17 protein-coding genes and 2 pseudogenes are annotated in these 22,070 nt (G+C 73.5%); 17 read left to right on the forward strand and 2 right to left on the reverse strand.

The window, feature by feature from the left end:
• Positions 1-38: 38 nt before the first annotated feature.
• From KM933_RS24340 to KM933_RS24375, 8 genes are all read left to right on the forward strand, one after another.
• The gene (locus KM933_RS24340; RefSeq protein ID WP_221355756.1) at positions 39-1,148 is read left to right on the forward strand and encodes a quinone-dependent dihydroorotate dehydrogenase; all 1,110 of its coding nucleotides are present in this window, start codon (positions 39-41) and stop codon (positions 1,146-1,148) included.
• Complete coding sequence (gene pyrF / locus KM933_RS24345; protein WP_430727360.1) at positions 1,145-2,092, forward strand: orotidine-5'-phosphate decarboxylase; 948 nt, start codon at positions 1,145-1,147, stop codon at positions 2,090-2,092. The genes KM933_RS24340 and pyrF overlap by 4 nt, the downstream gene beginning before the upstream one ends.
• Positions 2,093-2,347: 255 nt before the next feature.
• Positions 2,348-2,671 carry an integration host factor gene (locus KM933_RS24350; protein WP_005319887.1) on the forward strand — a complete coding sequence of 108 codons (324 nt, stop codon included), beginning with the start codon at positions 2,348-2,350 and terminating at the stop codon, positions 2,669-2,671.
• A 38-nt stretch (positions 2,672-2,709) separates the two neighbouring features.
• Positions 2,710-3,303: a guanylate kinase gene (gene gmk / locus KM933_RS24355; protein WP_221355654.1), complete on the forward strand. Its 594-nt coding sequence runs from the start codon at positions 2,710-2,712 to the stop codon at positions 3,301-3,303.
• An 85-nt stretch (positions 3,304-3,388) separates the two neighbouring features.
• Positions 3,389-3,661, forward strand: a complete 273-nt coding sequence (gene rpoZ / locus KM933_RS24360; RefSeq protein WP_005319902.1) for a DNA-directed RNA polymerase subunit omega — start codon at positions 3,389-3,391, stop codon at positions 3,659-3,661.
• A 110-nt stretch (positions 3,662-3,771) separates the two neighbouring features.
• Entirely contained in the window at positions 3,772-4,974 is a 1,203-nt protein-coding gene (gene coaBC / locus KM933_RS24365; RefSeq protein WP_221355656.1) for a bifunctional phosphopantothenoylcysteine decarboxylase/phosphopantothenate--cysteine ligase CoaBC, read from the forward strand.
• Positions 4,975-5,224: 250 nt separating this feature from the next.
• On the forward strand, positions 5,225-6,442 hold the full coding sequence (gene metK / locus KM933_RS24370) for a methionine adenosyltransferase (protein ID WP_221355658.1): 1,218 nt from the start codon (positions 5,225-5,227) through the stop codon (positions 6,440-6,442).
• 115 nt (positions 6,443-6,557) lie between these two features.
• Positions 6,558-8,768, forward strand: a complete 2,211-nt coding sequence (locus KM933_RS24375; protein ID WP_221355660.1) for a primosomal protein N' — start codon at positions 6,558-6,560, stop codon at positions 8,766-8,768.
• 135 nt (positions 8,769-8,903) lie between these two features.
• Here KM933_RS24375 and KM933_RS24380 read toward each other — a convergent pair whose 3' ends face one another.
• Positions 8,904-9,455, reverse strand: coding sequence for a hypothetical protein (locus KM933_RS24380; protein WP_221355662.1), 552 nt, complete (start codon positions 9,453-9,455; stop codon positions 8,904-8,906).
• Positions 9,456-9,922: 467 nt separating this feature from the next.
• Here KM933_RS24380 and fmt point away from each other — a divergent pair, with 467 nt between their 5' ends.
• The 9 genes and pseudogenes from fmt (at position 9,923) to KM933_RS24425 (ending at position 21,030) form a co-directional block, all read left to right on the forward strand.
• Positions 9,923-10,855 (forward strand): methionyl-tRNA formyltransferase, encoded by a 933-nt coding sequence (gene fmt / locus KM933_RS24385; protein ID WP_221355664.1) that lies wholly within the window; start codon positions 9,923-9,925, stop codon positions 10,853-10,855.
• Between the two features lie 113 nt (positions 10,856-10,968).
• Entirely contained in the window at positions 10,969-12,393 is a 1,425-nt protein-coding gene (locus KM933_RS24390) for an RsmB/NOP family class I SAM-dependent RNA methyltransferase (RefSeq protein WP_221355666.1), read from the forward strand.
• 348 nt (positions 12,394-12,741) lie between these two features.
• Complete coding sequence (rpe, locus tag KM933_RS24395) at positions 12,742-13,428, forward strand: ribulose-phosphate 3-epimerase (protein ID WP_221355668.1); 687 nt, start codon at positions 12,742-12,744, stop codon at positions 13,426-13,428.
• Between the two features lie 78 nt (positions 13,429-13,506).
• Positions 13,507-14,550, forward strand: coding sequence for a sugar-binding transcriptional regulator (locus KM933_RS24400; RefSeq protein ID WP_221355670.1), 1,044 nt, complete (start codon positions 13,507-13,509; stop codon positions 14,548-14,550).
• A 252-nt stretch (positions 14,551-14,802) separates the two neighbouring features.
• Positions 14,803-16,245 (forward strand): GuaB1 family IMP dehydrogenase-related protein, encoded by a 1,443-nt coding sequence (locus tag KM933_RS24405; RefSeq protein WP_221355760.1) that lies wholly within the window; start codon positions 14,803-14,805, stop codon positions 16,243-16,245.
• A gap of 128 nt (positions 16,246-16,373) precedes the next feature.
• Positions 16,374-16,826, forward strand: a complete 453-nt coding sequence (locus KM933_RS24410; protein WP_221355672.1) for an Lrp/AsnC family transcriptional regulator — start codon at positions 16,374-16,376, stop codon at positions 16,824-16,826.
• Positions 16,827-17,073: 247 nt separating this feature from the next.
• On the forward strand, positions 17,074-18,321 hold the full coding sequence (locus KM933_RS24415; protein WP_221355674.1) for an MFS transporter: 1,248 nt from the start codon (positions 17,074-17,076) through the stop codon (positions 18,319-18,321).
• Positions 18,322-18,478: 157 nt separating this feature from the next.
• Positions 18,479-19,264, forward strand: a pseudogene (locus tag KM933_RS24420) (carbon-nitrogen hydrolase family protein); the annotation flags it as partial.
• A gap of 74 nt (positions 19,265-19,338) precedes the next feature.
• A complete protein-coding gene (locus KM933_RS24425) occupies positions 19,339-21,030 on the forward strand; it encodes a flavin monoamine oxidase family protein (RefSeq protein ID WP_221355678.1) in 1,692 nt (563 codons plus the stop codon).
• Positions 21,031-21,138: 108 nt separating this feature from the next.
• Here KM933_RS24425 and KM933_RS24430 read toward each other — a convergent pair.
• Positions 21,139-21,938: pseudogene (locus KM933_RS24430) on the reverse strand (DUF5995 family protein).
• Between the last annotated feature and the right edge of the window lie 132 nt (positions 21,939-22,070).

Consider the following 22,070-nt stretch of genomic DNA (forward strand, 5'->3'; position numbering starts at 1 on the left):
TCCCCCTCTTCATGAGTTTCCTGATGAGGACACCGACCATGTACAAGCTGTTCTTCCGGCTCGTGTTCCGGCGCATGGATCCCGAGCGGGCGCACCACCTCGCCTTCCGCTGGATCCGGCTCGCCGTCCGCGTGCCCGTCCTGCGGACCTTCGCCGCCGCCGTGCTCGCGCCCCGCCACGAGGAACTGCGGACCGAGGCGTTCGGACTGCGGATGCACGGCCCGTTCGGGCTCGCGGCCGGCTTCGACAAGAACGCGGTCGCCGTCGACGGGCTGTCGATGCTCGGCTTCGACCACGTCGAGATCGGCACGATCACGGGGGAGGCGCAGCCGGGCAACCCCCGCAAGCGGCTCTTCCGCCTCGTGCCGGACCGCGCGCTGATCAACCGCATGGGGTTCAACAACGAGGGCTCCGCGGCCGTCGCCGAGCGCCTGAGGGCCCGTACGCCCGTCCTCAGGACCGTCGTGGGCGTCAACATCGGCAAGACCAAGGCCGTCCCGGAGGACGAGGCCGCCGCCGACTACGTGAAGTCCACCGAGCGGCTCGCCGCGTACGCCGACTACCTCGTCGTCAACGTCAGCTCCCCGAACACCCCGGGGCTGCGCGACCTCCAGGCGACCGGGTCGCTGCGGCCCCTGCTGACCGCCGTCCGCGAGGCCGCCGACCGGACCGTGACCACCCGCCGTGTGCCGCTCCTCGTGAAGATCGCACCGGATCTCGCCGACGAGGACGTCGACGCCGTGGCCGACCTCGCGGTCGAACTCGGCCTGGACGGCATCATCGCCACGAACACCACGATCGCGCGCGAGGAGCTGGGCCTGCGGTCCGGCGCCTCCCTCGTCGCGGAGACGGGCGGACTCTCCGGCGCCCCCCTCAAGGCACGCTCCCTGGAGGTGCTGCGTCGCCTCTACGCGCGCGTGGGGGACCGGATCACCCTGGTGGGCGTCGGCGGCGTGGAGAACGCCGAGGACGCCTGGCAGCGCATCCTGGCCGGCGCCACCCTGGTCCAGGGCTACAGCGCCTTCGTCTACGAAGGTCCCTTCTGGGCGCGTGGCATCCACAAGGGCCTCGCCGCCCGCCTGCGCACGAGCCCGTACGCCACCCTCGCCGACGCGGTCGGCGCCGACGTGAGGAGCACGGCGGCATGAGTCACGACGGCATGAGTCACGACGGCACGAGTCACGGCGGTACGAGTCACGACGGCACGAGTCACAGCGGTACGAGCCACGGCGGCATCGGCCCGGAACCCTTCGGTGCCCGCCTGCGCCGCGCCATGGACGAACGGGGCCCGCTGTGCGTCGGCATCGACCCGCACGCCTCCCTGCTCGCCGACTGGGGTCTGGACGACGACATCGCGGGCCTGGAGCGCTTCAGCCGCACCGTCGTGGAGGCGCTGGCCGACCGGGTCGCCGTACTGAAGCCGCAGAGCGCGTTCTTCGAGCGCTTCGGGTCGCGCGGCGTCGCCGTGCTGGAGAGGTCGGTCGAGGAGGCGCGGGCGGCCGGGGCGCTGGTCGTCATGGACGCCAAGCGCGGTGACATCGGCTCGACCATGGCCGCGTACGCCGCCGCCTTCCTGGAGGAGGGCGCACCGCTGTTCTCGGACGCGCTGACCGTCTCGCCGTACCTCGGCTACGGGGCGCTGGAGCCGGCGGTCGACCTCGCCCGGAAGAGCGGCTCGGGGCTGTTCGTGCTCGCGCTGACCTCCAACCCGGAGGGCGCCGAGGTGCAGCACGCGGTGCGCCCCGGGGACACCGGCACGGCCCCGCGGAACGTGGGCGCGGTCATGCTGGAGCATCTCGCCGAGGAGAACGCGGGGCAGACCCCGATGGGCTCCTTCGGGGCCGTCGTCGGAGCCACGCTCGGCGATCTCTCCTCGTACGACCTCGGCATCAACGGCCCCCTCCTCGCCCCCGGGATCGGCGCCCAGGGCGCCACCCCGGCGGACCTTCCCCGGGTCTTCGGGGCGGCGGTCCGCCACGTGGTGCCGAACGTCAGCCGGGGGATCCTGCGGCACGGGCCCGACACCGGCGCGCTACGCGCGTCATCGGACCGCTTCGCGGAGGAGATCAGGGCAGCGGTGGACGCCGCGTGACGCCCTCGGCGTACGTCTTCCCGGCGTCCCGCGTCTGAATACATGCTCAAATCCGGGGAGTTTTGCCGGGAATGTCGGACTCGACGGAGGCTGACCAGGACTTTTCCGCTGTTCTCGCTGACTCGGGCGGACTTGCCCGCTAGTCTCCGACGAGAGCCGACGGGCAAGACTGTTGCTCGTCGCTCACCAGGTGTGGGGCGATCAGGTTCCTCACCGGTCCGTATCCGACAGTTCGACATCCGAGGTGACGTAGGCGTGGCTCTTCCGCCCCTTACCCCTGAACAGCGCGCAGCCGCGCTCGAAAAGGCCGCCGCGGCTCGCCGGGAGCGGGCCGAGGTCAAAAATCGACTCAAGCACTCCGGCGCCTCCCTCCACGAGGTCATCAAGCAGGGTCAGGAGAACGACGTCATCGGCAAGATGAAGGTCTCCGCTCTTCTCGAGTCCCTGCCGGGCGTGGGCAAGGTCCGCGCCAAGCAGATCATGGAGCGTCTCGGGATCTCCGAGAGCCGGCGTGTGCGGGGTCTCGGCTCCAACCAGATCGCCTCCTTGGAGCGCGAGTTCGGCGGCGGTGCCGCCTGACGTTCTCAGGCACCCCTGAGAACCTGGATAATCGCCGCATGGCTGCAACACCCCGGGGGACGTCCCCCGTACCCCCGGACGCACGTCCGCGGCTGACCGTGCTCTCCGGCCCCTCCGGGGTCGGCAAGAGCACGGTCGTCGCTCATATGCGCAAGGAACACCCCGAGGTCTGGCTCTCGGTGTCGGCGACGACCCGCAGGCCGCGCCCCGGGGAGAAGCACGGTGTCCACTACTTCTTCGTCAGCGACGAGGAGATGGACAAGCTGATCGCCAACGGCGAGCTCCTCGAATGGGCGGAGTTCGCGGGCAATCGCTACGGGACGCCCCGCGACGCCGTGCTGCAGCGGCTGGATTCGGGCGAGCCGGTCCTCCTGGAGATCGACCTCCAGGGAGCCCGGCAGGTCCGCGGGTCGATGCCCGAGGCGCTGCTGGTGTTCCTGGCCCCTCCCTCCTGGGAGGAGCTCGTGCGCAGGCTCACCGGGCGGGGCACCGAGCCGCCCGAGGTCATCGAACGCCGGCTGGAGGCCGCCAGGATCGAACTGGCGGCCGAGCCGGAGTTCGACACCACCCTGGTCAACACCTCCGTCGAGGACGTGGCGCGCGAGCTGCTAGCCTTGATGGAAGTTGTCTGATCTTCCAGGTCACCTCCCAGGTCACCTTCCAAGTCAACTTCAAGGTCAAATCCAAGGTCAATTTCCACCTTTCGGAAGGCAGAGCGTGTCCTCTTCCATCACCGCGCCCGAGGGCATCATCAACCCTCCGATCGACGAGCTCCTCGAGGCAACCGACTCGAAGTACAGCCTGGTGATCTACGCGGCCAAGCGTGCCCGCCAGATCAACGCGTACTACTCGCAGCTCGGTGAGGGCCTTCTGGAGTACGTCGGTCCCCTCGTCGACACCCACGTCCACGAGAAGCCGCTGTCGATCGCCCTCCGGGAGATCAACGCGGGCCTGCTGACCTCGGAGGCCATCGAGGGCCCGGCCCAGTAGCATCCTCGTCTTTCGGCCCACTCGTCCCAGGCCCGGCAGCACCACTGCCGGGCCTGTGGTGTGTGATGGGGGCACATGACGTTCCGACACCCGAGGAGAGACGGACAGACGTGGACAAGCCGAAGGTCGTGCTGGGGGTCAGCGGTGGTATCGCCGCCTACAAGGCGTGCGAGCTGCTGCGCCGACTGACCGAGTCGGGGCACGACGTGCGCGTCGTGCCCACCGGGTCCGCGCTGCACTTCGTCGGTGCCGCCACCTGGTCCGCCCTCTCCGGGCATCCCGTCCGGACCGAGGTCTGGTCGGACGTGCACGAGGTGCCGCACGTGCGGATCGGCCAGGAGGCCGACCTGGTCGTCGTCGCGCCCGCCACCGCGGACCTGCTGGCGAGGGCGGCCCACGGCCTCGCCGACGACCTCCTCACGAACACCCTGCTCACCGCACGCTGCCCGGTCGTCTTCGCGCCCGCCATGCACACCGAGATGTGGGAGCACCCGGCCACCCGGGAGAACGTGGCGACGCTGCGCCGCCGGGGCGCCGTCGTCATCGAGCCCGCCGTGGGCCGGCTGACCGGTGTGGACACGGGCAAGGGGCGGCTGCCCGACCCCGCCGAGATCTTCGAGACCTGCCGCCGCGTGCTCGCGCGGGGCGTGGCCGCACCGGACCTCGCCGGCCGGCACGTCGTCGTCAGCGCGGGCGGCACGCGCGAGCCGCTCGACCCGGTCCGCTTCCTCGGCAACCGCTCCTCCGGCAAGCAGGGGTACGCCCTCGCGCGCACCGCCGCCGCCCGGGGCGCCCGCGTCACGCTGATCGCCGCGAACACCGGGCTGCCGGACCCGGCGGGCGTCGACGTCGTCCGGGTCGGCACCGCCGTGCAGCTGCGCGAGGCCGTGCTGAAGGCGGTCCCGGAGGCCGACGCCGTGGTGATGGCGGCGGCGGTGGCGGACTTCCGACCCGCCGCCTACGCGGCGGGAAAAATCAAGAAGAAGGACGGACAGGAACCGGAGCCGATTGTTCTTGTACGTAATCCGGACATCCTCGCGGAGATCTCGGCGGACCGCGCCCGTGAGGGACAGGTGGTCGTCGGTTTCGCCGCCGAGACGGACGACGTCCTGGCCAACGGCCGCGCGAAACTCCAGCGCAAGGGCTGTGACCTCCTGGTCGTCAACGAGGTCGGGGAGCGCAGGACCTTCGGCTCCGAGGAGAACGAGGCGGTCGTGCTGGGCGCCGACGGCAGCGAGACCCCGGTGCCGCACGGACCGAAGGAAGCACTGGCCGAAACGGTGTGGGACCTCGTGGCAAGCCGCCTGGCCTAGCCGCTCGGCCCAAGGGGCACCGCCGTCTGCGGCGCCACCCGAATTCCGGCGCACAACGGTGCAGGAGCCTGGCGGAGACGGTTGTCCGTGTCGCAGAATGCCCGTGCCGCAGGTCACAGCGCTTCCGAGAGGCGAGACAGTGACCCTGTGGCGGGGCGCGACCGATAAGCTGTTACCGGACGACGCCGGGCGCAGCTCCCGGCCGTCCGCCAATGATCAGCCAGCAGCCGCTGCAACCACAGGGAGCGTTGTGTCCCGTCGCCTGTTCACCTCGGAATCCGTGACCGAGGGTCACCCCGACAAGATCGCTGACCAGATCAGCGACACCATCCTCGACGCGCTCCTGCGTGAGGACCCGACGTCCCGGGTCGCCGTCGAGACCCTGATCACGACCGGCCTCGTGCACGTGGCCGGCGAGGTCACGACCAAGGCGTACGCGCCGATCGCCCAGCTCGTGCGCGACAAGATCCTGGAGATCGGCTACGACTCGTCGAAGAAGGGCTTCGACGGCGCCTCCTGTGGTGTGTCCGTGTCCATCGGCTCCCAGTCGCCCGACATCGCGCAGGGCGTCGACACCGCGTACGAGGCGCGGGTCGAGGGCGCCGCGGGCGAGGAGGACGAGCTCGACAAGCAGGGCGCCGGCGACCAGGGCCTGATGTTCGGCTACGCGACGGACGAGACCCCGGAGCTCATGCCGCTCCCGATCCACCTCGCGCACCGGCTCTCGCGGCGGCTGTCCGAGGTCCGCAAGAACGGCACGATCCCCTACCTGCGTCCCGACGGGAAGACCCAGGTCACCATCGAGTACGACGGTGACAAGGCGGTCCGCCTGGACACGGTCGTCGTCTCCTCGCAGCACGCCTCGGACATCGACCTGGACTCGCTGCTCGCGCCCGACATCCGCGAGTTCGTGGTGGAGCCCGAGCTGAAGGCGCTCCTGGACGACGGCATCAAGCTGGAGACCGAGGGCTACCGGCTCCTGGTCAACCCCACCGGCCGCTTCGAGATCGGCGGCCCGATGGGCGACGCCGGCCTGACCGGCCGCAAGATCATCATCGACACGTACGGCGGCATGGCCCGCCACGGCGGCGGCGCGTTCTCCGGCAAGGACCCGTCCAAGGTCGACCGCTCCGCCGCCTACGCCATGCGCTGGGTCGCCAAGAACGTCGTCGCCGCGGGCCTCGCCTCCCGCTGCGAGGTCCAGGTCGCCTACGCGATCGGCAAGGCCGAGCCCGTCGGTCTCTTCATCGAGACCTTCGGCACCGCGAAGGTCGACGCGGAGAAGATCGAGACGGCCATCTCCGAGGTCTTCGACCTCCGGCCGGCCGCGATCATCCGCGACCTCGACCTGCTGCGGCCGATCTACTCGCAGACCGCCGCGTACGGTCACTTCGGGCGCGCGCTCCCCGACTTCACCTGGGAGCGGACGGACCGGGTGGACGCCCTGCGGAGGGCGGCGGGGCTGTAGCCCTTCCGTCCCCGGCGGTTCTCCCTGCCTGTGGGCCCGGCATCCCGGAGGGGTGCCGGGCCCCGGCGTATCCGGGCACGCGGCGCTGTCGGTGCGGTCTGGTAGGAATGCCGGTGTGAGCAGCGAGGACGGGCGGACGGACGGCGGGGGCGACGGGGCGCCGCCCGAGCAGCTCGCGCTGATCCGGGACGCCGTGCGCAAGGCACCGCGGGCCAAGCCGCGGACCTGGCGCGGAGCCGCCGTCGCCAAGAACCTGCCCGTCGCCCGGGTCCTCGTCGACAAGGGCGTGCTGCACCTCGACCGCTACTTCGACTACGCCGTGCCCGAGGAGCTCGACGCCGCCGCGCAGCCGGGGGTGCGGGTGCGGGTGCGGTTCGGGGCCGGGCGCCACCGGGTGCGGGAGGGGCGGCGCGAGGGCGGCGGGCTGATCGACGGATACCTCGTCGAGCGGCTGGCCGAGTCCGACTACGCGGGCCCCCTCGCGGCCCTGGCCCACGTCGTGTCGCCCGAGCCGGTGCTGAGCGGGGAACTGCTCGGCCTCGCGCGGGCCGTCGCCGACCGGTACGCCGGAAGCCTCGCCGACGTGCTCCAGCTGGCCGTCCCGCCGCGCAGCGCCAAGGCCGAGGCGCAGCCGTCGCCCGAGCCGCTGCCCGCCCCCGGGGCGCCCGCCCCGGGGCCCTGGACCAGGTACGCGCGCGGGCCCGCCCTCATCGAGTCGCTCGCGGCCGGCGGATCGCCCAGAGCGGTGTGGAACGCGCTGCCGGGGCCCGGCTGGGCCGAGGAACTGGCGCGGGCCGCGGCGGCGACGCTCGCCTCGGGGCGCGGCGCGCTCGTCGTCGTGCCGGACGGGCGGGCCGTCAGCCGGGTCGACGCGGCGCTCACCGCGGTGCTGGGGGAGGGCCGCCATGCCGTGCTCACCGCCGAGGCCGGGCCCGAGAAGCGCTACCGGCAGTGGCTGGCGGTGCGGCGCGGGTCCGTACGGGCCGTGGTGGGGACCAGGGCCGCCATGTTCGCACCGGTCCGGGACCTGGGCCTGGTGGCCGTCTGGGAGGACGGGGACGGCAGCCACAGCGAGCCGCACGCCCCGCAGCCGCACGCCCGCGAGGTGCTGCTGCTGCGGGCCGCCCACGACAGGTGCGCCTTCCTGCTGGGGAGCCGCAGCTGCACCGTCGAGGCCGCGCAGCTCGTCGAGAGCGGCTGGGCGGCTCCGGTCGTCGCCGAGCGGGACCGGGTGCGGGCGGCGGCCCCGCTGGTACGGACCGTCGGGGACGGGGACCTCGCGCGGGACGAGGCGGCCCGTGCGGCGCGGCTGCCGACCCTCGCCTGGCAGGCCGTGCGGGAAGGGCTGAAGCAGGGGCCCGTCCTGGTGCAGGTCCCCCGGCGGGGTTACGTACCGCGGATGGCCTGTGCGCGGTGCCGGGCACCCGCGCGGTGCCGGCACTGCGCGGGGCCGCTGGAGGGGCAGGACACCGGGAGCCTGCGGTGCGGGTGGTGCGGGCGGGAGGAGAGCGGCTGGCGCTGTCCCGAGTGCGGCGGGTCCCGGCTGCGGGCGCAGGTCGTGGGGGCGCGGCGGACCGCCGAGGAGCTGGGACGTGCTTTCCCCGCCGTACCGGTGCGGACCTCGGGACGCGAGCAGGTGCTGGACACGGTGCCGGGGTCGCCCGCGCTCGTCGTGAGCACGCCCGGCGCGGAGCCCGTGGCCGAGGGCGGCTACGCGGCGGCGCTGCTGCTCGACGGCTGGGCGATGCTCGGGCGGCCGGACCTGCGGGCCGGCGAGGAGGCCCTGCGGCGCTGGATCGAGGCGGCGGCGCTGGTGCGGGGGCAGCGGGACGGCGGGACCGTGGTGGTCGTCGCCGAGCCGACCCTGCGGCCCGTGCAGGCGCTGGTGCGGTGGGACCCGGTCGGGCACGCCGTCCGCGAACTGGCCGAGCGGGCCGAGCTGGGGTTCCCGCCGGTGTCGCGGATGGCCTCCGTGTCCGGGCCCCCGGAGGCGCTCGCCGGGTTCCTCGCCGCGGTCGAACTGCCGCGTGAGGCCGAGCTGCTGGGACCGGTGCCGGTGCCCGCGGCGGACCCGGGGCGGCCGGGACGGGCGGGGGCGCCGCCCGCGGGCGAGTCGTGGGAGCGCGCGCTGATCCGGGTGCCGCCGGGGAAGGGCGCCGCGCTGGCCGCCGCGCTGAAGAGCGCGCAGGCGGCCCGGACGGCTCGCGGCGGCGGCAGGGGGAGCGGGGGCGGCAGAGGGAGCGGGGGCGGGGCGAACGGGGGAAGCGGAGGCGGTGGGGAGAACGGGATGGTCCGGATCCGGATCGATCCGTCGGACATCGGTTGACATCGTCCGGCACCGCCTGGCATCGACCGACCGGCCGGGACACGCGTCCGCCCCCGGGAGTCCCGGGGGCGGACGAGGGGTGCGCCGGGCCGACGGCGGCGGCACACGACGGTGGTGTACGGCGACCGCCGTACGTCAGCCGTTGCGCAGGCCCGGGAAAGCGTTCGGCCTGACCTCCTCGCGGAGGGTGGGGCTGCCCGCCGTCGGCTGGGTCGGCAGGGGCATGGGCATCGACATGGAGCGGGCGGCCGGGATCGTGGGCATACCGGTGTTGACGGAGACCGTGCGGGCTCCCGACGGCTCGGTCGCGCGCTCGGCCTCGGCGGCGGCCTGGGTGGTCGCCCGGCGGGCGCCGTAACGGCGGTGCACGGCCTGCTTGGTGACTCCGAGGGCCGAGCCCACCGCGTCCCACGAGAAGCCCAGTGAGCGGTCGAAGTCCACGGCGGCCGTGACCAGGGTCTCGACGCTGTCCCGCAGCTCCTGGGCGAGGCGGACGGTCGGGGCGGGGGCGCGTCCGTAGACGACGAAGCCCGTGGAGGGGCCGGAGCGGCGCGGGCGGTAGACGTTGCCCAACTGGGCTGTCAGTGTGCGCAGTGCGTCCACCTGCCGGCGGACCCGCTCGATGTCCCGCACCAGCAAGTGCAGGCTGGCCCGAGCCTGGGCGTCGTGGGTTGCGTGGTCGGCCATGAACAAGCCTCTCGAACCGGCGTTGAAAAGGTCCGGGCCGCGATTACGGCCCGTTTTGGTCAACTCTTTCTTGACCAACGCGTATCACGGTGAGTGGTCACGCATCAGGGGCGCGGAGGCGTGTTCGTACGCCCCCGGCGTTCGGCCGGGCGCTCGCGGCGGCACCGTCCTGACGAGGACGTTCGCCGCCCGGGTCAGCCGTGCGGCGGTCTTGCCGGAGGGATGGGCGGAGGGATGGGCGGAGGAGGGGGCGGATGCGCGGGCGCGCGGGGCGGACGGGCCCGGCCCGTACGCCCGGTCCGTACGCCCGGTCCCGCCGGGAACCGGTCCGGTCAGGTCCGCCTCGACCGGTCCGGTCCGCCCCGGCCGGTTCGATCCGGGCGGTGGACGAAGGGTCCGCCGGCGGTGCGGCCCATAGACTGGTGCGCTGCCCGCTGTGAATCCGCCCGAGAGGCCGACTGCCACCCATGAAGCTCGTCTTCGCCGGTACCCCCGAGGTCGCCGTTCCCGCCCTGGACGCCCTGATCGCCTCCGGGCGGCACGAGGTGGCCGCCGTCGTCACGCGGCCCGACGCGCCGGCCGGACGGGGGCGCAGGCTCGTCGCGAGCCCCGTCGCGCAGCGCGCCGAGGAGGCCGGGATCGAGGTGCTCAAGCCGGGTCGGCCCCGGGACGAGGAGTTCCTCGCGCGACTGCGGGAGATCGCCCCGGACTGCTGCCCCGTCGTCGCCTACGGCGCGCTGCTGCCCCGCGTCGCGCTCGACATCCCCGCGCACGGCTGGGTCAACCTGCACTTCTCGCTGCTGCCCGCCTGGCGGGGGGCCGCGCCTGTCCAGCACGCGGTCATGGCCGGCGACGAGATCACCGGCGCGTCCACGTTCCTCATCGAGGAGGGGCTCGACTCCGGACCGGTCTACGGGACCGTCACCGAGGAGGTGCGGCCCGCCGACACCAGCGGGGACCTGCTGACGCGGCTCGCCCTCGCCGGGTCCGGGCTGCTCGCGGCGACCGTGGACGGGATCGAGGACGGCACGCTGAAGGCCGTGCCGCAGCCCGCGGACGGGGTCACCCTGGCCCCGAAGATCACCGTCGAGGACGCCCGCGTGGACTGGACCGCGCCCGCGCTCCGGGTCGACCGGGTCGTACGGGGGTGCACGCCGTCGCCCGGGGCGTGGACCGTGTTCCGGGGGGAGCGGCTGAAGCTGGTCCAGGTGGTGCCGGTGCCCGGGCGGACGGATCTGGCGCCGGGGGCGCTGGCGGTCGGGAAGAACAACGTGTACGCCGGGACCGGGTCGCACGCGGTCGAGCTGGTGTGGGTGCAGGCGCAGGGGAAGAAGCCGATGCGGGCCGCCGACTGGGCCCGGGGGGTGCGGATCGCCTCCGGCGAGGTGGTGGGGGGATGACCACCCCGGGTGAACGACCCCGTGCTCCCGCCGGGGCGCCCCCGCGGGGCCGTCCCGGCGGGGCGACGTAATCTGGGGAGGTATCCCTTCCACTGAGCCGGAGCACCTTTTTCGTGAGTGAGCAGCCTCGTCGGGGTCGTCAGCAGGGCAAGCCGTACCGTCGTCCGAAGAAGGATCCCGTGCGGATGCTCGCCTTCGACGCGCTGCGGGCGGTGGACGAGAGGGACGCGTACGCCAATCTCGTGCTGCCGCCCCTGCTGCGGAAGGCGCGCGAGAAGGGCGACTTCGACGGTCGGGACGCCGCCCTGGCGACGGAACTGGTGTACGGGACACTGCGCCGGCAGGGGACGTACGACGCGATCGTCGCCGCCTGCGTGGACCGGCCGCTGCGCGAGGTCGACCCGCCCGTGCTGGACGTACTGAACCTGGGCGCGCACCAGCTGCTCGGGACGCGGATCCCGACGCACGCCGCCGTGTCCGCGACCGTCGACCTCGCGCGGATCGTGCTCGGGGACGGGCGCGCGAAGTTCGTCAACGCCGTGCTGCGGAAGATCTCCCGGCACGATCTGGACACCTGGATCGAGCAGGTCGCGCCGCCCTACGACGAGGACGCCGAGGACCACCTCGCCGTCGTGCACTCGCATCCGCGGTGGATCGTCTCCGCGCTGTGGGACTCGCTCGGCGGCGGCCGTGCCGGGATCGAGGACCTGCTGGAGGCCGACAACGAGCGGCCCGAGGTGACCCTGGTCGCCCGGCCCGGGCGCGCCACCGCGGACGAGATCCTCGGCGCGCTCGGCGAGGGGACCGCGCTGCCGGGGCGCTGGTCGCCGTACGCCGTGCGGTTGTCCGAGGGCGGCGAACCGGGTGCCGTCGACGCCGTACGGGAAGGGCGGGCCGGTGTGCAGGACGAGGGCAGCCAGCTGGTGGCCCTCGCCCTCGCCAACGCGCCCCTGGACGGGCCGGACAGGGCCTGGCTCGACGGGTGCGCGGGGCCGGGCGGCAAGGCGGCGATGCTCGCCGGGCTCGCCGCCGCGCGCGGAGCCGTGCTGCTCGCCTCCGAGAAGCAGCCGCACCGGGCCGGACTGGTCGCGAAGGCACTCGCCGGCAATCCCGGGCCGTACCAGGTCGTCGCCGCCGACGGGACACGGCCGCCGTGGCGTCCGGGCACCTTCGACCGCGTCCTCGTGGACGTGCCCTGCACCGGGCTCGGTGCCCTGCGGCGGCGCCCCGAGGCCCGCTGGCGGCGGCGGCCGTCCGACCTGGACGGGTTCGCGCCGCTGCAGCGCGGGCTGCTGCGCACCGCGCTCGACTCCGTGCGGGTCGGCGGTGTCGTCGGGTACGCCACCTGCTCGCCGCACCTCGCCGAGACCCGGGTCGTGGTCGACGACGTGCTCAAGCAGCAGGACGCCGAACTCGTCGACGCCCGGCCGCTCCTCCCGGGCGTCCCGGCGCTGGGCGACGGCCCGGACGTCCAGCTGTGGCCGCACCTGCACGGCACGGACGCGATGTACCTGGCGCTGATCCGTCGCACCGGCTGACCGCACCGGCTGACCGGGCCGGCCGGTCCGCCCGGCCGGTCGCCCCGTCCACCCGGCTTCCCCCATGAGCCGTTGCGGCTCATGGGGGAAGCTCATGGGTCGTCACGAGGCTCCCGCTGTGCGTCCGTCATGGCCGTCCCCGTAGCCGCTTGTGGAGCCGGTGGGCCGAAAGGATGGCACGGCCCGTCCGGCCGGTGCAGCCCTCCGGCGCGATCGGACCGGCACACCGCGACCGGGCCGGTGCGCACCGGCCCGGCCCGCGCCCCGACGGACACCGGACGCGCCCACCGGGCGGTCCGGGCCGGGACCGGGGAGGGCAACCGGCGCCGGGCATGGCAGGCTTGTGGCATGGCCGCGCAGATCAACCCCAGCATCCTGTCCGCCGACTTCGCCCGTCTCGCCGAGGAGGCGAGGGCGGTGGAAGGGGCCGACTGGCTGCATGTCGACGTGATGGACAACCATTTCGTCCCGAACCTCACGCTCGGGGTACCGGTCGTAGAAGCACTGGCCCGTGCGACGGACACTCCGCTGGACTGCCATCTGATGATCGAGGACGCCGATCGGTGGGCGCCTCAGTACGTCGAGGCGGGTGCCGGTTCCGTCACCTTCCACGCCGAGGCCGCCGCCGCACCCGTGCGGCTCGCCCGCGAGATCCGGGCCAAGGGCGCCCGCGCCTCCATGGCGCTCAGGCCGGCCACCCCCGTCGAGCCGTACGAGGACCTGCTCCCCGAGCTCGACATGCTGCTGATCATGACCGTCGAGCCGGGCTTCGGGGGCCAGGCGTTCCTCGACATCATGCTGCCGAAGATCCGCCGCACCCGCGAGCTGATCGGCAAGCACGGTCTCGACCTGTGGCTGCAGGTCGACGGCGGGGTCTCGGCTTCCACCATCGAGCGCTGCGCCGAGGCGGGGGCCGACGTGTTCGTCGCGGGCTCGGCCGTCTACGGGGCCGACGACCCCGCCCAGGCGGTACGTGCATTGCGCACGCAGGCGGAGGCGGCGACGGCCCAAGCGGCATGGGCATGCGACCACTGAACCAAGGGAACGTGAACGCCGCCCCTCAGGGCTGATCAAGTACGCCGGATCTGCGAGGATGAACGGCGAATCCAGAGTGTGAACAGCAGTGAGGAGATCGCCGTGTCGGGTATGTCGGCGGGCCGGTCGGCCATGCGGATGGGACCCGCAGAGCTGGTGCAGGCGGCGGCCATGGCCCGCCGCTTCTACCTCGAGGGCAAGTCCAAGATCCAGATCGCCGAGGAGTTCGGCGTCAGCCGCTTCAAGGTGGCCCGGGTCCTGGAGACCGCCCTCGAACGGGACCTCGTGAGGATCGAGATCCGTGTCCCCGCCGAGCTGGACGCGGACCGCTCCGACGCGCTGCGCGCCCGCTACGGCCTGCGGCACGCCGTCGTCGTCGAGTCCCCGGCCGAGGCCGAGGAGTCGCCCGACCCGGAGAACCTCGGCGAGGTGGCCGCCGACCTGCTCGGTGAGCTGGTCGCCGAGGGCGATGTGCTCGGTCTGGCCTGGGGCCGCTCCACCATCCACATGGCCGCGGCGCTCGACCGGCTGCCGCCGTGCACGGTGGTGCAGCTGACGGGTGTCTACGACGCCGGGACGGCCGAGCGCGGCTCGGTCGAGGCCGTCCGCCGGGCCGCCCAGGTCTCCGGCGGCGACGCCCACCCCGTCTACGCGCCGATGCTGCTGCCGGACGCGGCCACCGCGGCCGCGCTGCGCAGCCAGACGGGGATCGCCCGGGCCTTCGAGTACTTCGACAAGGTCACCGTGGCCTGTGTGTCCATCGGGTCCTGGGAGGCCGGGATCTCGACGGTGCACGACATGCTCACCGAGGAGGAGCGGGCCCACTACGCGACCCTCGGGGTGGCCGCGGAGATGTCCGCGCACCTCTTCGACTCGGAGGGCCGCCGCGTCGGGCGGGACCTGGGGGAGCGGTGCATCACCGTCGAGGCCGACCGGCTGCGGCGGATCCCCGAGGTCGTCGCGATCGCGGGCGGACAGCGCAAGGCGGCCGCCATCGACGCGGTGCTGCGGTCCGGTCTCGTCACCAGCCTGGTGACGGACACGGCGGCCGCGGACGCCCTGATGACGGCGGGCCCGGCCCCGCGCCCGGCCCTCGAACGGGCGGACCCCGACGGGGCCTGATCCGGCGCGGCCCCGGTGGTCCGGGAGCGCGGCGTGAGGTGGCGGCCGTGGCGGTGCCGGCGACGTGTGCGGCTCCGGTGCCGCCACGGAGCAACCGGAGCGGTTCGGAGGATCCCACCAGCAGCCCCCCGACCGGCCTGGATGATCGTCCCAGGACGTGCACACCCCCCGACGTGGGACAATGAAGTACGTGCTCTTCCCCCGGGCTGACCTGTCCGGGGGCCACCTCTGATCGACTGGGATGTGCAGCACGTGCGTTTCCTGAACGACATCCAGCCCCCGTACGACCTGACGTACGACGACGTCTTCATGGTGCCGAGCCGTTCCGCGGTCGGCTCGCGGCAGGCGGTCGACCTGGCCTCGCCGGACGGCACCGGCACCACGATCCCGCTGGTGGTCGCCAACATGACGGCGATCGCGGGCCGCCGGATGGCCGAGACGGTGGCCCGCCGCGGCGGACTCGTCGTCATCCCGCAGGACATCCCGATCGAGGTCGTCACCGAGGTCGTCTCCTGGGTCAAGAGCCGTCACCTGGTCCTGGACACCCCGATCATCCTGGCCCCGCACCAGACCGTCGCCGACGCGCTGTCCCTGCTGCCCAAGCGCGCGCACAACGCCGGCGTCGTGGTGGACAGCGGCAGCCGGCCCGTCGGTGTCGTCACCGACACCGACCTCAGCGGTGTCGACCGCTTCACCCAGCTGTCCGAGGTCATGTCCCGCGACCTGCTGCTGCTCGACGCGGACATCGAGCCGGGCGAGGCGTTCACCAGGCTCGACCAGGCCAACCGCCGGTACGCGCCCGCCGTCGACCGGGAGGGCCGGCTCGCCGGCATCCTGACCCGCAAGGGCGCCCTGCGTGCCACCCTCTACACGCCGGCCACCGACGCGGACGGCAGGCTGCGCATCGCGGCCGCCGTCGGCATCAACGGCGATGTCGCGGGCAAGGCCAAGCAGCTGCTCGCGGCGGGGGTCGACACGCTCGTCGTGGACACCGCCCACGGGCACCAGGAGTCGATGATCTCCGCGGTCCGGGCCGTCCGGGGACTCGACCCCCAGGTGCCGATCGTCGCGGGCAACATCGTCGCCGCCGAGGGCGTACGCGACCTGATCGAGGCCGGCGCGGACATCGTCAAGGTCGGTGTCGGGCCCGGCGCCATGTGCACCACGCGCATGATGACCGGGGTGGGGCGCCCGCAGTTCTCGGCGGTGCTGGAGTGCGCGGCCGAGGCGAAGAAGTACGGCAAGCACGTGTGGGCCGACGGCGGGGTGCGGCACCCCCGCGATGTCGCCATGGCGCTGGCCGCGGGCGCGTCGAACGTCATGGTCGGCTCGTGGTTCGCCGGCACCTACGAGTCGCCGGGCGACCTCCAGCAGGATGCCGGCGGACGGCTCTACAAGGAGTCGTTCGGCATGGCGTCGGCGCGCGCGGTGCGCAACCGGACGTCGGAGGAGTCGGCGTACGACCGGGCCCGCAAGGCGCTGTTCGAGGAGGGCATCTCGACCTCCCGGATGTTCCTCGACCCGTCGCGGCCGGGGGTCGAGGACCTGATCGACTCGATCATCGCGGGCGTGCGGTCCTCCTGCACGTACGCCGGGGCGAACTCGCTGGAGGAGTTCGCCGAGCGGGCCGTCGTCGGGGTGCAGAGCGCGGCGGGGTACGCGGAGGGCAAGCCGTTGCACGCCAGCTGGAACTGACCCGGGGGACGCCCGCGGTTCGCCCGCGGTTCCCCTGCCCCTGACGGCCGTCGGGTCCGTGTTCTACTTCAGGTGCGGCCGCCGGCGGCCGTGTCCCGCGGCCAGCGAAGAGAAGTGATCCACCCGCAGTGCTGAACGATCTCGACGAACGCATCGTGCACGCCCTCGCCGAGGACGCCCGGCGCTCCTACGCCGACATCGGGCAGGAGGTCGGACTGTCCGCGCCCGCCGTGAAGCGGCGGGTGGACCGGCTGCGGTCCAGCGGCGCGATCACCGGGTTCACGGTGCGGGTGGATCCGGTGGCGCTCGGGTGGGAGACCGAGGGGTTCGTCGAGATCTACTGCCGCCGGAACACCTCGCCGGAGACCATTCAGCGGGGCCTGGAGCGGTACCAGGAGGTCGTCGCCGCGTCCACGGTCACGGGGGAGGCGGACGCGGTCGTGCAGGTCTTCGCCTCCGACATGCGGCACTTCGAGCGGGTGCTGGAGCGGATCGCCGGAGAGCCGTTCGTCGAACGGACGAAGTCCGTGCTGGTGCTCTCGCCGCTGTTGCGGAGGTTTTCCTCCGGGTCGCCGGCGTAGTGCTCCGCGGGGCGGAGAGCGGGAAGCGGGGCGGCGGAGGGCGGGTCGCCGGGTGCCCGCGGGCCGGTGAGGGCCGGCCGCGCAGTTCCCCGCGCCCCTGAAAGACGCCCCTCACGGGCCGGGTGCCGGGTACTCTGCCCGGTGTGATCTGGCGACATTGATTTCGTGGTCGTGCCTCCCGAGGGCCGCCTCGGACGCCGTACCTCCGGTGTCCGACATCTCCGCGCGGTTCCTTCGGGAAGGCCCCATGACACTCTTCTCTTCCGCACGTGCGCCCGGCACCGGCGTCCGGCGGCTGACCGGCACGCTGTACGCCTACGCGTTCCTCGACGACTTCGTCCTGCTCTACCCCCTGTACGCGCTGCTGTTCGCCGAGCACGGGCTCACGGTCTGGCAGATCTCCTCGCTCTTCGCCCTGTGGTCGCTGACCGGCGTCCTGCTGGAGGTCCCCTCCGGCGTCTGGGCCGACACCTTCTCGCGGCGGACGCTCCTCTGGTTCGGGCCGCTGCTCACCGCCGCCGGCTTCGCGCTGTGGGTGCTCGCCCCGTCGTACTGGGCCTTCGCCCTCGGGTTCGTGCTGTGGGGCGCCAAGGGGGCGCTCGGCTCCGGCGCGCTGGAGGCGCTGGTGTACGAGGAGCTCGACCGGCTGGGCGCGGCAGGCCGCTACGGACGCGTCCTGGGCCGGGCCCGCGCGGCGGGGCTCGTCGCCGTGATGGCGGCGATGGGCCTGGCCGGGCCGGTCCTCACGGCCGGCGGCCACCCGGCCGTCGGACTCGCGAGCGTGCTGGCCTGCCTGCTCACGGCGGCCACCGCGGCGCGGTTCCCCGAGCACCGGGAACCGCCCGCCCGCACCGGACCCGGCGAGGGACGGGTCCGGCCGCTGCGGTCCGGACTCGCCGAGGCCCGCGCCGACCGGTCCGTACGCGCGGCCCTGCTGCTCGTCCCGGCCGTCACCGCGGTGTGGGGCGCGCTCGACGAGTACACGCCCCTGCTCGTCCGGGACACCGGGGTCGCCGGGCACGCCGTGCCGTACTGGCTCCTGCTGGTCTGGGCCGGGGCCACGGCCGGCGGGCTGCTGGCCGGTGCGGGGGAGCGGCTGGGCGGGGGCGGGTTCGCCGGGCTCCTGGCGGGCTCGGCGCTGGCGCTCGCCGCGGGGGCGGCGGCGCGCACCCCGGCCGGGATCGTCCTCGTGGCCCTGGCCTTCGGCGGGTTCCAGCTGGCGAGTGTCCTGGCCGACGCCCGGCTCCAGGAACGCATCGGCGCGACCGGGCGGGCCACCCTGACCTCGGTGGCCGGAGTGGGCACCGACCTGGCCACCGTCGCCGTGTTCGGCGTCTACGCGGCGGTCGGGTCGGCGACCACGCACGCCGCCGCCTTCGTGCTGTGCGCGGTGCCCTATCTCCTGACGGCACTGCTCGTGGCCGCCGGGAGGGGGACGGGCGGGAGGAAGGCGGGCGGGGCGAGGACGGGCGGGACGGGGGCCCCGGCCCCGTAGCCGCGCAACGAATCGCCGCCGGGGCGCCGGCGGACGCAACGATTCGTCCACCGGCACGCAACGGCTGCTCCTTGTCGGTGCGAACCGCCGCCCGTACCGTCTATCTGGCCGCCCGTCCGGCCTCCCCCAGCCCCTTCGCCTCCGGTGAGGAACACGCATGCGCACCGCCCTGCTCCAGAGCTCCGGCCGCCCCGGATCCCTCGTCGGGAACCTCAAGGTCCTCGACGAGGCCGCGGGCCGTGCCGCCGCCGCGGGTGCCGGGCTCCTGGTCGCCCCGGAACTGTTCCTCACCGGTTACGCGATCGGCGCCGACGTGCACCGGCTCGCCGAGCCCGCCGACGGGGAGTCCGCGGACGAGGTCGCCGAGATCGCCGGCCGGCACGGACTGGCCGTCGCCTACGGCTATCCGGAACGCTCCGGCGGTCTGGTGCACAACTCGGCGCAGCTGATCTCCCGCGAGGGCGCGCGCCTGGCGAACTACCGCAAGACCCACCTCTTCGGCCGCTTCGAGCGGGAGTGGTTCACCCCCGGTGACGAACCGGTGGTCCAGGCCGAACTGGACGGCCTCCGCATCGGCCTCATGATCTGCTACGACGTGGAGTTCCCGGAGAACGTCCGCGCGCACGCCCTCGCCGGCACCGACCTCCTCGTGGTGCCGACGGCCCAGATGCACCCGTTCCACTTCGTCGCCGAGTCCCTCGTACCGGTACGGGCCTTCGAGAACCAGATGTACGTCGCCTACGTCAACCGGGTCGGCGCGGAGGGGGAGTTCGAGTTCGTCGGGCTCTCCGTCCTGGCCGGCCCCGACGGCGGCGCCCGGGCCCGCGCGGGCCGCGCGGAGGAACTCGTCCTCGGCGAGGTGGACCCCGCGTTCCTCGCCGCCTCGCGCCTGGGCAACCCGTACCTGAAGGACCGCCGCCCCGACCTCTACGGGTCCCTCGTCCCGCACCTCCGTACCCCCGGTTCCACCGGCCCCACCGGCCCCACCGAAGTTCCCGCGCAAGGAGTCCGCACCCCATGACGTCCACGGTGCCCACCGCCGTCCCGCACACCGACGGGCAGCCGCCGATCACCATGTTCGGCCCGGACTTCCCGTACGCCTACGACGACTTCCTCGGGCACCCCGCCGGTCTCGGCGGGATACCCGCGACCGAGTTCGGCACCGAGGTGGCGGTCGTCGGCGGCGGCCTCTCCGGCATCGTGGCCGCGTACGAGCTGATGAAGATGGGCCTCAGGCCCGTCGTGTACGAGGCCGACAGGATCGGCGGACGGCTGCGCACGGTGGGCTTCGACGGGTGCGACCCCTCCCTCACCGCCGAGCTGGGCGCGATGCGCTTCCCGCCCTCCTCCACGGCGCTCCAGCACTACATCGACCTGGTGGGACTGCGGACCGAGCCGTTCCCCAACCCCCTGTCCGAGGCCGCGCCCTCGACCGTCGTCGACCTCAAGGGCGAGTCGCACTACGCGAGGACCCTCGCCGACCTGCCGCAGGTCTACCGCGACGTGGCGGCGGCCTGGAACACCTGTCTGGAGGAGGGCGCCGACTTCTCCGGCATGAACCGGGCGATGCGCGAGCGCGACGTCCCCCGCATCCGCGAGATCTGGGCGAAGCTCGTCGAGAAGCTCGACGACCAGACCTTCTACGGCTTCCTCTGCGGCTCCGAGGCGTTCAGGTCCTTCCGGCACCGCGAGATCTTCGGCCAGGTTGGCTTCGGCACGGGCGGCTGGGACACCGACTTCCCGAACTCCATCCTGGAGATCCTGCGCGTCGTCTACACCGAGGCCGACGACCACCACCGCGGCATCGTCGGCGGCAGCCAGCAGCTGCCGCTGCGCCTGTGGGAGCGCGAGCCGCGCAAGGCCGTGCACTGGCCGTACGGGACCTCGCTGGCCTCGCTGCACGACGGCGGGCCCCGGCCCGCGGTGACCCGGCTGAGCCGCACCGCGGGCAACCGGATCACCGTCACCGACGCCTCCGGCGACATCCGCACGTACCGGGCGGCGGTCTTCACCGCCCAGTCCTGGATGCTGCTCTCCAAGATCGAATGCGACGACGCGCTGTTCCCGACCGACCACTGGACCGCGATCGAGCGCACCCACTACATGGAGAGCTCCAAGCTGTTCGTCCCGGTCGACCGGCCGTTCTGGCTCGACAAGGACGAGCACACGGGCCGGGACGTGATGTCGATGACGCTCACCGACCGGATGACCCGCGGGACCTACCTCCTCGACGACGGCCCGGACCGGCCCGCCGTCATCTGCCTCTCCTACACCTGGTGCGACGACAGCCTCAAATGGCTGCCGCTGTCCGCGAACGAGCGGATGGAGGTCATGCTGAAGTCGCTCGGCGCGATCTACCCGAAGGTCGACATCAGGAAGCACGTCATCGGCAACCCCGTCACCGTGTCCTGGGAGGACGAGCCCTACTTCATGGGCGCGTTCAAGGCCAACCTGCCGGGCCACTACCGCTACCAGCGGCGCCTGTTCACGCACTTCATGCAGGACCGGCTGCCCGAGGACAAGCGGGGCATCTTCCTCGCGGGCGACGACATCTCCTGGACGGCCGGCTGGGCCGAGGGCGCCGTGCAGACCGCGCTGAACGCCGTCTGGGGCGTCATGCACCACTTCGGCGGCGCGACGGACCCCACCAACCCGGGCCCCGGCGACGTCTACGACGACATAGCGCCGGTGGAACTCCCCGAGGACTGACGGCGCCGCCGGGAGGGCGCGGGGAACCGGCGGCCGGCTCTCACCGGTCCTCCCCGGTCCTCCCCGGCTCTCCCCGGCTCTCCCCGGTCCTCCCGGCCCGCGGCCGGGTCACCGTCCGGACGGCGCGGTGTACGGCCCGGCCTCCAGCGGGGTGAGCAGACAACGGCCGACCAGGCCGACCCCCGCGTCCAGCCGCTCGACGAACTCCCCGGCCAGCTCGGGGAGTCCGCGCAGCGCCCACAGGCCCCGCGCGGCGGACCACGCCGCGTCCCGGGCCCGCTCCAGGCTCCACGCCCCCACCAGGTNCACAGGCCCCGCGCGGCGGACCACGCCGCGTCCCGGGCCCGCTCCAGGCTCCACGCCCCCACCAGGTGCGTCAGCGGATCGGCGAGCTGCAGGAGGTCGGGCCCCGGCATCAGATCCTCCCGGACGTGCTCCTCCAGGGCGACGAGGACCTCGCCCACCCGGTCGAACTCGTCCTCCAGGTCGGCCGGTCCGCAGCCGAGCGTGTGACAGGTGTCCACCACCGCGAGTGCGAGATCGTGCCCGATGTGCGCGTTGACACCGGCGAGGGCGAACTGCAGCGGCCGTACGCCGGGATGGGCCCGCAACTGGAACAGCGGCCGCCAGCAGGCGGGCGGGCGGCGTCCCTGCGCGACCGCCTCGACGGCCGCCAGGTAACGCTCCGCGAACCGCACGTCCAGGGTGAGCGCGGCCCGCGGGTCGGCGAAGTGCCCGGCGTCCAGACGTCTGCCGACCTCCTCGGTGACGGCGAGGTAGACCCGGTTGAAGACCGCGACGCCGTCCCGCTCCGGCCAGCCCGCGCCGAGCGCGCGCATCCGGCGCACCACCGGACCGAGGCCGGGCACACGGACCGCGTCTTCCCCGAAACATTCCCACCGCGCCATGGGGGCAGGGTCTCAGTCCCGGGCCGCGCACGGGGCCGCCGGGCCGAGCGCTTCCCCGGAACGGGGGACACGCGGGACCCGGTGGAGGGAGCACCGGGGACGTTCACGTCCGGCTCGGCCGCGTTCGCGACC

The organism is Streptomyces beigongshangae, assembly GCF_019710745.1.
Classification (GTDB): Bacteria; Actinomycetota; Actinomycetes; order Streptomycetales; family Streptomycetaceae; genus Streptomyces; species Streptomyces beigongshangae.

Excerpts from the sequence above, each read along its gene's own strand:
- fmt (WP_221355664.1), top strand. The coding sequence starts at position 9,923 with ATGAAGCTCGTCTTCGCCGGTACCCCCGAGGTCGCCGTTCCCGCCCTG.
- KM933_RS24380 (WP_221355662.1), bottom strand. The coding sequence starts at position 9,455 with ATGGCCGACCACGCAACCCACGACGCCCAGGCTCGGGCCAGCCTGCAC.
- gmk (WP_221355654.1), top strand. The coding sequence starts at position 2,710 with ATGGCTGCAACACCCCGGGGGACGTCCCCCGTACCCCCGGACGCACGT.
- KM933_RS24340 (WP_221355756.1), top strand. The coding sequence starts at position 39 with ATGTACAAGCTGTTCTTCCGGCTCGTGTTCCGGCGCATGGATCCCGAG.
- KM933_RS24415 (WP_221355674.1), top strand. The coding sequence starts at position 17,074 with ATGACACTCTTCTCTTCCGCACGTGCGCCCGGCACCGGCGTCCGGCGG.
- rpe (WP_221355668.1), top strand. The coding sequence starts at position 12,742 with ATGGCCGCGCAGATCAACCCCAGCATCCTGTCCGCCGACTTCGCCCGT.
- KM933_RS24425 (WP_221355678.1), top strand. The coding sequence starts at position 19,339 with ATGACGTCCACGGTGCCCACCGCCGTCCCGCACACCGACGGGCAGCCG.
- pyrF (WP_430727360.1), top strand. The coding sequence starts at position 1,145 with ATGAGTCACGACGGCATGAGTCACGACGGCACGAGTCACGGCGGTACG.